We start from the raw sequence: 13,780 nt of genomic DNA on the forward strand, positions 1-13,780 counted from the left end.
TTTAGAGAACTCCCGCTTCCTTGAGCTTGGTGACGAGTTCGGCGACCGAGCCGACCTTGACGCCGGCGGCGCGCGTCGCGGGGGCGGCGGTGCTCAGCACCTCGAGACGCGGCGAAATGTCGACGCCGTAATCGGCGGGCGCCTTCACGGCGACCTCCTTCTTCTTCGCCTTGATGATATTGGGGAGCGAGGCGTAGCGCGGCTCGTTGAGGCGCAGATCGGTGGTGACGACCGCCGGGAGCTTGAGGCTGACCGTCTGCAGGCCGCCGTCGATCTCGCGGGTCACGTCGACCGAGCCGTCCGTCAGATCGACCTTGGAGGCGAAGGTGCCCTGACCCCAGCCGAGCAAAGCGGCGAGCATCTGGCCGGTCTGGTTCGAATCGTCGTCGATCGCCTGCTTGCCGAGGATGACGAGGCCGGGCTGTTCCTCGGCCGCGATCCTGGCGAGGATCTTGGCCACGGCGAGCGGTTCGACCGTATCGTCGGTCTTCACCAGAATGCCGCGGTCGGCGCCCATGGCGAGCGCGGTGCGCAGGGTCTCGTCCGCCTTGGCCGGACCGATGGAGATGACGACGATTTCCGTCGCCTTGCCGGCTTCCTTCAGGCGCAGCGCCTCCTCGACGGCGATCTCGTCGAAGGGGTTCATCGACATTTTGACATTGGCGAGATCGACGCCGGAGCCGTCGGGCTTGACCCTGATTTTAACATTGTAGTCGACGACCCGCTTGACGGGCACGAGGATTTTCATCGCGCGACCTCTGGAGATGGAGCGGACGCGGCGCGTCCCGCTTGGAAAACTGTGGCGGTCTGGTAACGGGGGCGCGCGCGAGTGTCAAACGGGGAGGTCAAGCCCTTTTTTCAAGTCCCTTCATCCATCAAAGCCCGTCTGCTCCGGCGGGGCCGGCTCCGTCGCCGGCGGCGCCTTTGGCGGACCATAGGGGCCGCGGTCGAGCAATTTGTGCCGGCGGCGCTTGAAAAGCGGCGTCAGGAGGAGCCCGGCGACGATGCCGCCGACATGCGCCATCCAGGCGACGTGGGTCTCGCCGCCGCCCCAGCTCGCATTGACAAGCTGCAGCGCGATCCAGGCGCCGACGAAGAGAAAGCCGGTGGCGTGGAAGCTGAAGAGCGGCGGCGTCAGGCCCAGAAGGCGGCGCAGCGGCGGGCGCGACTTGTCGGCGAGGGTGATGAACCAGAAGGGCAGCATGACCATGGTCAAAGGCGGGAAGAAGCCCGTGACCGTCGCGCCCGGATAGAGCAGCAGAAAGGCGGCGCAGACGCCGGAAATCGCCCCCGACGCGCCGACCAGAGGGGTGATCGATTGCGGCGTGGCGTAGACGTAGAAGACGCCCGACATGACGCCGCATGAGAGGTAGAAAAGGACATAATGGAGCGAACCCATCGCGTCTTCGACATTGTCTCCGAAGACGTAGAGGAAGAGCAGATTGCTCGCGAGATGAAGCAGAGAGGAGTGGAAGAAGAGCGAGGTGACGAGCGTCAGCGCGGGCGGCGGACCGACGATCCAGTCGGCGAGGCTGGCCTCGCCGAACAGCACGCGCGGGATGATCGCGAAACCGCGCATGACCGTGAGGGGGTCGCCCAATATCTCGCTCTGGACGAGCAGGAAGACGGCGATATTGACGACGATCAGCGCGTGATTGGCGACGGGGCGCTTGAGATGGCGCAAAGGCGCGTCGTCATAGAGCGGCATCACCATTGCGCGAACCCCGTCTTTCGTTTGAGCCAGCCCTTAAAGATAAGCGCCTGCGCGCTTCTGTCACACCCGCGCAAGCCACGCCGCACAAGTCAAGCCCGCACAAGTCTTGGCCGCAGCCAGGCGAGCGCCTGCCCGCGCAGCCCGGCAATGTCGAAGGCCGCGACCATGACGCCATAGATCCCGGCGCCGGCCGCAATCTGCGCCACGAGGGTGAGGAAACCGGGCGACATCGATTCGCGCATCGGCGTCAGCGCCAGGAACATGATCCCCGTGCCGACCGCCGCCGCGAACAGGTCCCGGAAGGAGGGCCAGACCGGCTGGGCGCGCAGGGCGAAATAGATCGTCGCGACGAGAGCCGCGACATAGCCGCCCGCCTGCGCGACGGCGAGATTGGAGGCGTCGCGGCCCCATGGCAGCAGAAAGAGAAGCAGGAGCGAAACGGCCGCCGCCGCGACCGCCGCGACGATGAGCGGAGCCGTGCGCTTGCTGATCTGGAAGACCGGGTTCACGCCGAAATTCAGGAAGGCCATGGCGAAGAGGCCGGGGAGCAGCAGCCCGAGATAATGGCCGAAGGGGCCGCGAAACTGGCCCGGCACGATGAGCGCCTCGACGGAGGGCATGACCAGCCAGAGCCCGGCGCAGGCGGGCAGCAGGAAGGCGAAGACGACGCTCATATTATGCGCGACCTGCTCGCGCGCGCGGTCCTCGCCATGCTCTTCATGAGCCGCGACGGCGATCTGGAAGAGCAGCACGTCGAGCGCCGAGCCGAAGGCCATGACCGCGCGCATGCCGAGATCGTAAGCGAGCGCGAACTGGCCCGTTTCCGCGAAGTCGTAGACGCTGGCGACGATGGCGCGCGCCGCGAGCGGCATCGTCTGATAGACGAGATGCGCGGCGACGATGGGCGCGCTATAGGCCATGAGCTGCTTGACCGTTTCAGCTTCCGCGTCGAGGCAGCGCACGCCGGGATCACGCAACGCGTCGCGCGCGAAAAACACCGTGCCAAGCAGACTCGCGACGCCGCCGGCGAGGGCGACGCCCGCCGAGCGAAACCAGAAGGCGCCGCCGCCGATGAGCGCGAAGGCCAGCAGGTTCTTGACGAGGACGAGGCGTCCATAGGCGCCGTCTTCGAAACGGGCGCGGGCGAGCGCGGTGGAATAATCGAAGAGCCCGTTCGCCGTCGCCGTCGCCAGGGCGAGCAGGATCAGTTCATTGTCGAAATCGAGTTCGGGGCCGACCAGCGAATAAGCGAATGTGCTGATGACGAGCAGCGCGGTGATCGCGAGGAAGGACGAGCCGAGCGTCGAGCGGATGATGGGGTCGCTCTCGCGGGTGCGCTGCGAATAAAAGCGCGTCGCGGAAAGCCGCAGCCAGTCATAGAGCGCCGTCTGCACGACGACGGCGATGGAGAAGGCGAGGGCGAAGCGGCCATATTCCTCGGGACCGAGGAATTTCGCGACCATCAGGCCGATGATGAAATTGGTGATGGTGTTGGCGAGGAAGGCGAGAAGGACTTTCAATGAAAGGCCCCCGCCTCAATCCTCCCCCGCTTCGCGGGAGAGGGAGTGATACGGCTTCCGCCTGATCGCTTCGCGACAAGGCTCGCGGCGTCATTGCGCGCTTTTCTCGAAGTCGGGTATACCCGACTTCGCAATACCGGCGAAGCAAACCAGGAGCGGCTATGGCGGCGCTGGATTGCTTCGCCTTCGGCGCGCAATGACGGCCGCACGGTCGCGAGCGTCCCTTTTCCCGCGGAACCCGGAAAGGAGCGAGGCGCGCAATGCGAAAAGCCTGGCCCCTTCGCATGAAGATGACGGGCGCGCGCCCTCTCCCGCGAAAGCGGGGGAGAGTTGGGGACGGGGCAAGCCGGCTTCGCGCGCGCTTCCATTTCTTCGCTTACGCGCTCCAGCGCCCGAGCGCCTTCAGCTCCTTGAGCGCCTGCGCGTCGCGGGGCGTCACGTCGGGATAGTCGGGGTCGGCCGTGGCGGGGTCGAAATATTTCCAGGAGCGCGCACATTTGACGCCGCCGGCGCGGCGCGGCGCGACGGCGACGCCCTTGACCTCCGGAATCCGGAAAGCGTCCGACGGACCTTCGCCCGTTTCGATGGCGATATCCGACACGATGCAGATTTCCGCGAAATCCACACCGTCGAGCGCCGCGCGCATATGGCCGTCGGCGACGTAAACCGCCGGAGCCGCTTCAAGCGACGAGCCGATGCGCTTCTGCGCGCGTTCGATCTCCAGCGCGCCGGTGACCACCGAACGGATGTCGCGCACGCTCTCCCATTTCTTCGCGAGCGCCTCGTCGCGCCAATGCGACGGGATGTCGGGGAAGCTCTCGACATGCACGGAAACGGCTTCCGGATAACGCGCGAGCCAGGCCTCCTCCGCCGTGAAGACGAGGATCGGCGCGAGCCATGTCGTCACGCAGCGGAAGATGCGCTCGATGACGGCGAGCGACGCTTTCCGTTTCACGCTCGACGGCGGCTCGCAATAGAGCGCGTCCTTGCGGATGTCGAAATAGAAGGCCGAAAGATCGCTTGTCATGAAGGGCGTGAGCAAGGCGACGACGCGCTTATAGTCGTACGTCTGATAGGCGGCGCGAATCTGCGCGTCCATCTCGACGAGACGATGCAGCATCAACCGCTCGAGTTCGCTCGCATGTTCGAGCGCGGCGTCGTCATCCGAGCCGTAATGCGCAAGCGCTCCGATCATCCAGCGCAGCGTGTTGCGCAATTTGCGATAGAGATCGACGAAGGTCTTCAGGATCTCGGGCCCGACGCGCAGATCGTCGGCATAGTCGGACGCCGCGACCCACAGACGCAGAATGTCGGCGCCGGAATCCGCGATCACCTTTTGCGGCGCGACGACATTGCCGAGCGACTTCGACATTTTGCGGCCCTTCTCGTCGAGCACGAAGCCATGCGTCAGCACGGCGTCATAGGGCGCGCGGCCGCGCGCGCCGCAGCTTTCGAGAAGCGATGAGTGAAACCAGCCGCGATGCTGGTCTGAACCTTCGAGATACATCACCTCGTCCTCGCCGCCGTCGCGCTTGCGATGGATGCCGGCGAGCGCGGGGAAGTTCTTCGGATCGTCGAGAACGAAGGCGTGTGTGGAGCCGGAGTCGAACCAGACGTCGAGAACGTCGGCGACTTTCTCGTAATCGTTCGGAGCATATTCGGGCGCGAGGAAGCGCTCGGCCGCGCGCGTCTCGTACCAAGCGTCCGCGCCTTCCTTCTCGAAGGCCTCGACAATGCGAGCGTTCACGCGCGCGTCGACGAGGATTTCATGCGTGCCCTTCCTGACGAAAACGGCGATCGGCACGCCCCAGGCGCGCTGGCGCGAAACGACCCAGTCCGGGCGATTGGCGATCATGCCCCGAATACGGTTCTCGCCGGCCGCCGGCGTCCATTGCGTGCGGGAGATTTCTTCCAGTGCGATGTCGCGGAGGGTGGGATTGTTCGCTCCCGCTCGTGCGGCCGCCTCATCCCTCCCCTTTACGGGGAGGGTCGAAGCGCGAAGCGCTTCGGGGTGGGGTTCGCCGGCGCCGCCCCCCACCCGGCGGTCTTCGACCGCCGACCTCCCCGCAAGGGGGAGGTAGGGCGCCGCGCCGAACGGCTTGTCCATCGCGATGAACCATTGCGGCGTGTTGCGGAAGATCACCGGCTTCTTCGAGCGCCACGAATGCGGATATTGATGCTTCAGCCTTCCGCGCGCGATGAGATTGCCGGCCTTGATCAGCTCGGCGATCACCGCTTCATTGGCGTCGCCCTTCTCGCCCTTCTCGGTAAGCACGCGCCTGCCGTCGAAACCCGGCGCGTCCTTGGTGTAGAAGCCGTCTTCATCGACCGTATAGGGAATGCGGGCGTCGATGCCCGATTCCGCGAGACGGCGGCCATTCACCATCCAGATGTCGAAATCCTCGCGGCCATGGCCCGGCGCCGTATGCACGAAGCCGGTGCCGGCGTCGTCAGTGACATGATCGCCGTCGAAAAGCGGCACGTCGAAGACATAGCGCAGATGCGCCAGCGGATGGGCGCAGACGAGGTCTTTCAACTCGTCCGCGGAGACGTCGCGCAGCCGCTCGAAGCCATCCACCTTCGCGGCTTTGAACACGTCGCTCGCGAGCTTGTCGGCGAGGATGAATTTCGCGCCGGGAAAGGCCCAATTCTTGTCGGGCGCCTGCGTCACGCGATAGAGGCCGTAGGAAATCTTCGACGAGAAGCTGATCGCGCGATTGCCCGGCAGCGTCCAGGGCGTCGTGGTCCAGATCACCACGCGGGCGTCGGAGAGGTCCTCTTCCGCGCCGCGCGGGATCGGGAAGGCGACCCACACCGTATCTGACGTGTGGTCCTCATATTCGACTTCGGCTTCCGCCAGCGCCGTCTTCTCCACGACCGACCACATCACCGGTTTGGAGCCGCGATAGAGCAGGCCGTTTTCGGCGAATTTCATGATCTCGCGGGCGATGATCGCTTCGGCCGGATAAGCCATGGTCGCGTAAGGATGATCCCATTCGCCGGCGACGCCCAGCCGCTTGAACTCCTCGCGCTGGATGGAGAGCCAGTTCTCCGCATAGGCGCGGCATTCGCGGCGGAAGGCGATCATTTCGTCGGGCTGCGCAAAATCCGGCTTCTTCCTGCCCTTGGCGCGGTAATTTTCCTCCTCGATCTTCCATTCGATCGGCAGGCCATGGCAATCCCAGCCCGGCACATAGACGCAGTCCTTGCCGGTCATGCGCTGGCTGCGCGTGACGACGTCCTTAAGGATCTTGTTCAGCGCATGGCCGATATGGATATTGCCGTTGGCGTAGGGCGGCCCGTCATGCAGCGTGAATTTCGGCCGGCCTTTGGCGGCCTCGCGCATCTTCTCATTGAGGCCGATTTCGGCCCAGCGCTTCAGAAATTCCGGCTCGCGCTGGGGCAGGCCCGCGCGCATCGGAAAATCGGTCTCCGGCAGATAGAGGCTCTTGGAATAATCGGGCCCTTTGGGCGTTTCGTCGTTCATGGGTCTTGGACAACCGGGTCGGGCGGCGCCGGGACGGCCGGCAAGTTCCGCGTGACATAAAGGATTTGGTGGGGAAGCGCCAATGCGCGGAAAACCCGGAACCCCGCGAGCAGAAGCTCAAGCGTGGGCCGGGCCGGTAATTCGAATGCGGCGCAAAGACGGCATGCCTCTTCAATACCAAGCAGGGGCGTCGCCGGAAAGCGGAAACTTCGCTGTCAACTTTGGCGGCGTCAGGGGCAGGCTCCCTTGCTGGTGAGAAGCCCGTTGGTGAAGGTCAGCACGCCGCAGGGGACCTCGACCGTCGTCGTCAATCCTTGGGCGGAACCGGCGGAGAAGCCGCTGGCGGCGACCGCGCCGTTCGGCGAAACGCAAAAGCCCTGCGATTTGAAGGCGCATTGGGAGAAGCGCACGGAGGAGAAATCGACGCCGTTGGCGGCGACGGCGGGACCGGTTCCCGGCGGCGAGGCCCCGATCAAGTCGCCCGCGGGATCGATCGGCCATGTGCTGTCCGGACGGCCGAAGGCGATTCCGCGACGCCAGCCCGTCTTCGTCGTATTGTCCCTGGACAAAGCGAGCATGGCGTCGAAAAGGACGCCCTGAACCGCGTCGCTATTGACGCTGATGAGGGTGAGGATCGACTTGTAATCGGCGCTCGCCCCGGCGTTCAGCGACACGTCGAACTCGCCGCCCGAAACGCCGACGAGATTCGTGGCCCCGGCGAAGGCCTGCGTCAGAGCGTTCAAGCCATAGAAATTTCCGCGCCTCCTTTCCGCGTCGCCGCCGTCCGGCGCGTAGACATAGGTCTGGGGAAAGGCGGCGGAGTAGAACTTCTTGTCGTCGTCCGATCCGGGGAGGGCGTGATTGAAATTGAGGATCGGCAACAAGGCGGTTCTATTGCCGGCCCCGGCGCCCTTATTGACGCTGTGATCGATGCGGAGCGCGGACAGGGCGAACACATTGTCCGCCGACGCCTTGTCGTCCACCGAGATTTCGGCGTAAGGGCCCGAGCCCTTTCCGCGATATTCGCCGGCGAGGAAGAGGGCTTGATTTCCCGGCGCGAAGGTCGTCGCCGAGGCGCTCCCGTTCGGCGAGAAAGCGCATTCCGCGCCGGCCGGGAGCGGCGCGAAAAAGAGGAAGGCGAGGGCGCCGGCCGTCAGGCTTTTGCTCATGAGACGCGCCCTTCGGCGCTCAGCGCAGGCGCCGGAAAGGGCCAAAGCCGAGCGCATTGGCGACCCACGCCGCCGCGCCGATCAGCGCGACCGCCGGCACGAGGATCAGCAGCAGGCCGGACAGAAAGAAGAGGCACAGCCCGATGAAGAGCAACAGCCCGACGCCCAGCATCATGCTCTGCAACGGTCCGAGCCTGACGAATTTGACGTCGCCGGAGCCCGACGAAATCCAGATGCGCGAACTCGCGAAACCGTCTTCATGGCTCCGCCGGGGCTCTTCGCCCGGCGGAATGATCTCAACTTCGCCTCTGGGTTCGTCGCTCATGTCGCGTCCCTTTCGAAAGGCGAAGATAGGCGCTGGCGCGCCCGGCTTCAATAACGCGGCGCGCGCGCGTAGAAGCCGCGCATGCCGCGCATATTGTCCCGCCTGTCCAGCGCCCTCAGCTCGCGCTCGACCATCGGCGCTATCTTCGCGGCGATGAGATCGGAGCCGGCGGCGTTCGGATGCTCGCCGTCGCTCTGCATGTAACGCCGATCGCCGAAGGCGCCGTCGAGGAAGAAGGGGTAGAGCGCCACGCGCTGGCGCGCCGCGAGAGCGGGATAGACGGCGTCGAAACGGGGTTTATAGGTCGGGTCGCGCTTGGGCGTCGAGACCATGCCGGCGACGATCACCCGCGCCCCCTGCGCCTTGCTCTGGCGCACGATCGTATCAAGATTTCGGTAAACGACGCGCGGATCCTCGCCGCCCAGCATGTCGTTGCCGCCGAGTTCGACGATGACGAGATCGGCGCCGCCGCTGAAGGCGAGCGGGAGACGATCCACGCCGACGCCGGTCGTATCGCCCGCGCGCGAGGTGTTCATGACCAGCGTGTCGCCGCGGCCGCGCCGATAGAGCTGCTTGCGCAGCGCCCAGGCGAAATCCGTTCCTTCGGGAAGATTGAAGCCGGAGGCGAGACTGTCGCCATAGATCACCACGCGTTTGGGCTGGGCCTCGGCCGCCAGGGGAAAGCACAGGGAAACGAAAAGACAGGCTGCTAGAAGACGCGATGAGCCGCTCATGGCCATCCTCCGGGCTGAGGAACAGGCCTAGAAGGCTAGGGCCGGCCGCCCGGCCGCCAAGCGGCGCGGAGAATGTTTAATTTTGCAGGGTCAGCGGCGCTGAAGGATGTCGCGCGCTTTCAGGCAATCATCCTCCATCTGCGCGATGAGCGCGTCGACGCTCTCAAATTTGGCTTCGCCGCGGACGAAGCCGAAAAAGGCGACTTCGACCGCCTTGCCATAGAGGTCGCCCGAAAAATCGAAGACGAAGACCTCGAGCAGCGGAGGGCCGTTGTCGAAAGTCGGACGCCGGCCGAAACTGGCGGCGCCTTCGCGCACGACGCCGTCGGCCTCCAGCGTCGCCGCATAAACGCCATGCCGCAGGCGGTTCGAGGGATCGAGCGCGATATTGGCCGTGGGAAAGCCGAGATGGCGTCCGCGCTTGTCGCCGGGGCGCACCACCCCGCGCACGAAATAAGGGTGGCCCAGCAGATGGCGGGCGAGTTCGACGTCGCCTTTCTCCAGCGCTTCGCGCGTCGCGGTGGAGGAGACGGCCTCCAGGCTTCCCTCCTCGTCCTTTGTGATGCGGTCGACGATCTCCACCGAGACGCCGAGACGCGCCCCTTCCGACGCCAGAAAAGCCGCGTCGCCCTTGCGGCCCGCGCCGAAGCGGAAATCGTAGCCCGCGACGATCGCCGAGAGCCCGAGGCGCGTCACGAGAATGTCCCGCACGAAACGCTCGGCCGGGCAGGCGGCGAGATCGCGGTTGAAAGTCAGGACGATCATGCCGTCAAGCCCGAGGCGCGCCGCCTGCGCCGCCTTGGCGTCGGGCGGCGTGAGGCGGAAGATGACGGGCTTGCCCGCGAAGACGTCGGCGGGATGCGGCTCGAAGGTGAGCAGCACGCAGGGTCTGCCGAGCTTTGTCGCCAGAGCCTGGGCGCGCGCGATCACGCCGCGATGGCCGCGATGCAGCCCGTCGAAATTGCCGATGGCGGCGACGGCTCCTTCAAGCCCGGCGGGGGGAGAGACGGGATCGCGGACGACGAGGAAATTCTGGCTCAAGGTGGGATCCGTCAGGCGGCGCTAGGCGGGCCAAACTGCCGCGCGGCGGAGGGAAGCGCAAGGGGAGCAAATTGTCGACGTCCCGTCTCGGCGCCGACGACGCGCCCGGCGGTCATGGCGCCGTGAGAGCCGGAGGCCTATTCGCGCGTTCCCGCCAAAACGGCGTTCCGAGCCTGGTTTTGGTTACGAATATCCGGATTGTCTGCGTTGTGGAGCCTCGGGAGCAGTCGGTATGAAATAATTTCATGACATTACTGCTCTGAGATTTAAAATAGATGGCGAATCCTAAAGCTTGAATGTATATCAAATATTAGAATTAAATTGAAATAAGCTACATAGCTTCTTAAATTTATCTGCGCTATTGGTTCCTAAATATTTTTTAAGAAAAAAATTGATATATATGGCCTCAACGGAGGCAGAAAATGGCTACTGTTCGCGTTAACTTAAGTTCTGTGTTGAATACGGTTAATAATTCAATAAAAGATTGGGAGCAATGGAAACAAATTCATAAAGATAAGATTGTTTGCACAACGAGCAGGGGTGAAGTCATAAACTATGAAGAACGGTTCGTAGATTCAGTACTATCTCAGATTTCCGAATTAGCTCCATCCGATGTTACGCCACAATATCCATTTTCTGACAAAAAAGGAAAATCAAGACGGGTTGATTTTATGATTGCCAATCCGTCAAAAGGATATTTATTACCTATTGAACTCGATGGCACAAACAGAGATAGGTATACAGATAGCGCCAATCGACATATCGATTGGAATGATTTTCTTGAACGTCAAAACGCATTATTAGAAAAGTTCGGAACATTGCTCCGTTATTCTAATTGGAGAATGCTTAATAATCCAAATGAGATAATTCACGAGATTTCGGATAAATTGGCGAGCCAAAGAGCCGCCAAAAACAAGAAGGACGAACAACAAAGAATTATTATTAAACCATTTGTGCCGCCATCAGAACCTACGCCATTAGAACCAGAACCACCAAAATCAATTCCACCGGAAACGGCTTCTCCAAAACCAGTTCGGCCTTCAGCTCCCTTGTCCTCGCCAACGCCATCGCCACAACCAGCCGTAGCGATAGTACAATCTCCGCCTCCCAAGCGATCAGCATGGCGGGCGGCTTCGACCGTTGTGTTTGCTATGGGCGCTCTGGGTTATTTTGTTTTGCAAAATGGTCCACGCCAAAATCTGGCTGTTCAGGTCGTATCCGCCGCAGAAAGCATTGAAGCTCTGAAGGCTCCCTTTCATGTGAGCGAAAGCGTCCTTGCATGCGGGAGAGTGGCGCAGGTGAGCGCCCATCCTGAGATCACCTACATCAATCTAGATCGCCCGTATCCGGACCAAACCCTTGCTCTGGTAGTTTGGCAGAATGATCTGGCGGCCTATGAAGCTCGGTTTGGAAATTTGTCAGCTTTAGAAGGCAGGCGAGTATGCGCACAAGGCGTGATTGAAGAGCATAAGGGAAGCCTTCAGATGATTCTGAAAAATCCTCAATTCCTTCGTCTGATGACCCATCAGCCTTCCTTCTAAAAGGAACAGCAATTCCATAGCGTGCAGCGCTGTGGCGGCGATTGCTGAATTAGCAGCATTCTTGTTTTTGATTTTCTCAAAGTCGCCGTCGCCGATCACGCCGTCGCGGGCTTCTCAGCAGGCGGGGCCGAGCGGGTCGCCTGTTCGCGCGAAGGCACCATCACGGTCGCTTCGCCGTCGAGCACCACCTTGCCGTCGACGAGACATTCGCAATGCAGCTTGGCGCGGCGGCCCTTCTCGACGAGTTCGATCACTTCCACGACGACGGTGATGACGTCGCCGATCTTGACGGGCGCCTTGAAATTCAGGGTCTGCGACAGATAGACCGCGCCCGGGCCCGGCAGATACATCCCGATCACAGTCGAGATCAGCGAGGCGGTGTAGAGGCCATGGACGATGCGTTCGCCGAAGCGCGTCTTGGACGCGAAGTGATCGGAAAGATGAATCGGATTGCGGTCGCCGGAAAGATCCGCGAAGGCGATGACGTCGTCGTCCATGACGGCCTTCATCAGCGTCTCGCGCATGCCGACGCTCAAGTCTTCGAAATAATAGATTTTGAACGGCGTCGACATGGAGTCACCGGATGGTCTAGGGGAAGGGCGAAGCGCCCGCTTCCCTCCTTTTACCAGAAAACTTCGCGCGCCAAAGCCATTGGACGCGCTTGCGCCGCTAAGGCGAGGCGTTCGAGCGCGGCGCAATCGACGCCGTCGCCGCCAGGACGCAGCTCCTCGACATGCACGCCGTCGGTGACGAAGACGCAGTCGAGCCCGGCGCGTCCGGCGCCGGCGAGATCCGTGAAGGCGCCGTCGCCGATCGCGACGATGCGCGCGTCGGGGACGGCCCCGCCCGGCAGCGCCGCGAGGCGCGCGCGCGCCGCGTCGTAAATTGGCGCAAAAGGTTTGCCGTACATCAAGACGTCGCCGCCCATCGCGGCGTAGCGCTCGGCGAGCGCCCCGGCGCAATAGACGACGTCGTCGCCGATCGCCACGACGATGTCCGGATTGGCGCAAAGCATAACGAGGCCGCGCGCCTTCAAGGCGGCGAGACGCGCATCATAATCCTGCGGGATTTCCTCGCGCTCCGCGAAAAGTCCGGTGCAGACGACATAATCGGCTTCGTCGGGCCCGACCTTCCTGACCGGTGCGCCGATGCGGCGGCCGGCTTCCTCGAAAAGCCCGTCGTCGCGCGCCGGACCGAGATGATAACAGGCCTGTCCGTTTCGGGCGACGATCTCCCGGCAGGTCAGTTCGCCCGCGGAGACGAGGTCGTCGAACGCCGCCGCCGGAAGGCCGAGGCCCAAAAGCTGACGGCGCACCTCGGCGTCGGGACGCGAGGCGTTGGTGATCAGCACGACCCGGCCGCCCTGCGCCCGGAATCGACGTAAGGCGTCCGCCGCGCGCGGAAAATGCTTCTTGCCGTCGATGAGCACGCCCCAGACGTCGCAGAGGATCGCGTCATAGCGGCCTGTGAGTTCGTGCAGGCCGGAGATCGTCGGAATGTCGCGCGCCGAGGCGGCCGGTTGCGGCGTCAAAACCGCGCCTCCAGCAAGGCGGCCGCATGGGCGTTCTCGGCGACGGGACGAAACTCGCCGGATTCCTCATCGAGTGCGAGAAGCCTGCCGTCCGTCACGCCGAAATAGGCGCCGTGGAGATGCAGATAGCCGCGGCGCTCGAGAATCTGCACCATCGGAAAGCTGCGCAGATGGATCAGCGTCTGCTTGATCGTCTCGAATTCGAGCTTCTGCAGATCGTTTTCATCCTCGGGATCGGGCGTGCGTCCGAGCCGCTCGACGGCGGGCGCCAGCATCTTGATCCAGTCGCCGATGAAGTCGGAGTGACTGAGCCGGGGCGTCTCCGGATCGACCGAAATTTGCGCAAAGGCTTTCACGCCGCCGCATTTGCCGTGGCCGAGCACCAGGACGTGCTGCACCTCGAGCGCCATGATGGCGTATTCCAGCGCGGCGGAGGCGCCGTGAAAATGATCGTCGGGTTCGTAAGGCGGAACGAGCGCGGCGACGTTGCGCAGGACGAAGAGTTCGCCCGGCCCGGCGTCGAAGATCGCCTCCGGCGTCACGCGCGAATCGCAGCAGCTGATCACCATCGTGGTGGGTTTCTGGCCTTTGATGGCGAGCATCCGGAAGCGCTCCTGCTCGGCGCGGAAACGGCCGCCGAGAAAGACTTCATAGCCTTCGACGAGGTGAGGCGGGAGGCCGCCCCCGGGGTTGGGGTTGCTATCGGCTGCCATGAATT

At 63.2% G+C, this 13,780-nt stretch carries 12 protein-coding genes; 1 reads left to right on the forward strand and 11 read right to left on the reverse strand.

Features of this window, described 5'->3' with window-relative positions; genetic code table 11:
* Position 1 precedes the first annotated feature (1 nt).
* The 8 genes from MMG94_RS13510 to MMG94_RS13545 all read right to left on the reverse strand — a co-directional run bounded on the left by MMG94_RS13510 (position 2) and on the right by MMG94_RS13545 (position 9,990).
* Positions 2 to 748 carry an electron transfer flavoprotein subunit beta/FixA family protein gene (locus MMG94_RS13510; protein WP_016921659.1) on the reverse strand — a complete coding sequence of 249 codons (747 nt, stop codon included), beginning with the start codon at positions 746 to 748 and terminating at the stop codon, positions 2 to 4.
* A gap of 120 nt (positions 749 to 868) precedes the next feature.
* Entirely contained in the window at positions 869 to 1,714 is an 846-nt protein-coding gene (locus MMG94_RS13515; RefSeq protein WP_016921660.1) for a rhomboid family intramembrane serine protease, read from the reverse strand.
* An 89-nt stretch (positions 1,715 to 1,803) separates the two neighbouring features.
* Positions 1,804 to 3,234 carry a lipopolysaccharide biosynthesis protein gene (locus MMG94_RS13520; protein ID WP_016921661.1) on the reverse strand — a complete coding sequence of 477 codons (1,431 nt, stop codon included), beginning with the start codon at positions 3,232 to 3,234 and terminating at the stop codon, positions 1,804 to 1,806.
* Positions 3,235 to 3,610: 376 nt separating this feature from the next.
* Positions 3,611 to 6,721: an isoleucine--tRNA ligase gene (gene ileS, locus MMG94_RS13525; RefSeq protein ID WP_154419729.1), complete on the reverse strand. Its 3,111-nt coding sequence runs from the start codon at positions 6,719 to 6,721 to the stop codon at positions 3,611 to 3,613.
* Positions 6,722 to 6,951: 230 nt separating this feature from the next.
* Positions 6,952 to 7,890 carry a hypothetical protein gene (locus tag MMG94_RS13530; protein WP_154419727.1) on the reverse strand — a complete coding sequence of 313 codons (939 nt, stop codon included), beginning with the start codon at positions 7,888 to 7,890 and terminating at the stop codon, positions 6,952 to 6,954.
* 19 nt (positions 7,891 to 7,909) lie between these two features.
* Positions 7,910 to 8,215 carry a hypothetical protein gene (locus MMG94_RS13535; RefSeq protein ID WP_026016060.1) on the reverse strand — a complete coding sequence of 102 codons (306 nt, stop codon included), beginning with the start codon at positions 8,213 to 8,215 and terminating at the stop codon, positions 7,910 to 7,912.
* Between the two features lie 47 nt (positions 8,216 to 8,262).
* Positions 8,263 to 8,949, reverse strand: a complete 687-nt coding sequence (locus MMG94_RS13540) for an arylesterase (RefSeq protein WP_157212426.1) — start codon at positions 8,947 to 8,949, stop codon at positions 8,263 to 8,265.
* A gap of 90 nt (positions 8,950 to 9,039) precedes the next feature.
* Complete coding sequence (locus MMG94_RS13545) at positions 9,040 to 9,990, reverse strand: bifunctional riboflavin kinase/FAD synthetase (RefSeq protein ID WP_016918619.1); 951 nt, start codon at positions 9,988 to 9,990, stop codon at positions 9,040 to 9,042.
* A 422-nt stretch (positions 9,991 to 10,412) separates the two neighbouring features.
* Here MMG94_RS13545 and MMG94_RS13550 point away from each other — a divergent pair, with 422 nt between their 5' ends.
* Positions 10,413 to 11,531, forward strand: coding sequence for a hypothetical protein (locus MMG94_RS13550; RefSeq protein ID WP_202948244.1), 1,119 nt, complete (start codon positions 10,413 to 10,415; stop codon positions 11,529 to 11,531).
* 95 nt (positions 11,532 to 11,626) lie between these two features.
* Here the strand turns inward: MMG94_RS13550 and MMG94_RS13555 are convergent, their stop codons facing one another.
* The 3 genes from MMG94_RS13555 to MMG94_RS13565 are packed head-to-tail and all read right to left on the reverse strand — an operon-like array spanning position 11,627 to position 13,775.
* Positions 11,627 to 12,103 (reverse strand): MaoC family dehydratase, encoded by a 477-nt coding sequence (locus MMG94_RS13555; protein ID WP_016918616.1) that lies wholly within the window; start codon positions 12,101 to 12,103, stop codon positions 11,627 to 11,629.
* Positions 12,104 to 12,153: 50 nt separating this feature from the next.
* Positions 12,154 to 13,062, reverse strand: coding sequence for a TIGR01459 family HAD-type hydrolase (locus tag MMG94_RS13560; protein WP_016918615.1), 909 nt, complete (start codon positions 13,060 to 13,062; stop codon positions 12,154 to 12,156).
* Complete coding sequence (locus MMG94_RS13565; protein WP_016918614.1) at positions 13,059 to 13,775, reverse strand: carbonic anhydrase; 717 nt, start codon at positions 13,773 to 13,775, stop codon at positions 13,059 to 13,061. The genes MMG94_RS13560 and MMG94_RS13565 overlap by 4 nt, the downstream gene beginning before the upstream one ends.
* Positions 13,776 to 13,780: the final 5 nt, after the last annotated feature.

It is taken from the genome of Methylocystis parvus OBBP, from assembly GCF_027571405.1.
Lineage (GTDB): Bacteria > Pseudomonadota > Alphaproteobacteria > Rhizobiales > Beijerinckiaceae > Methylocystis > Methylocystis parva.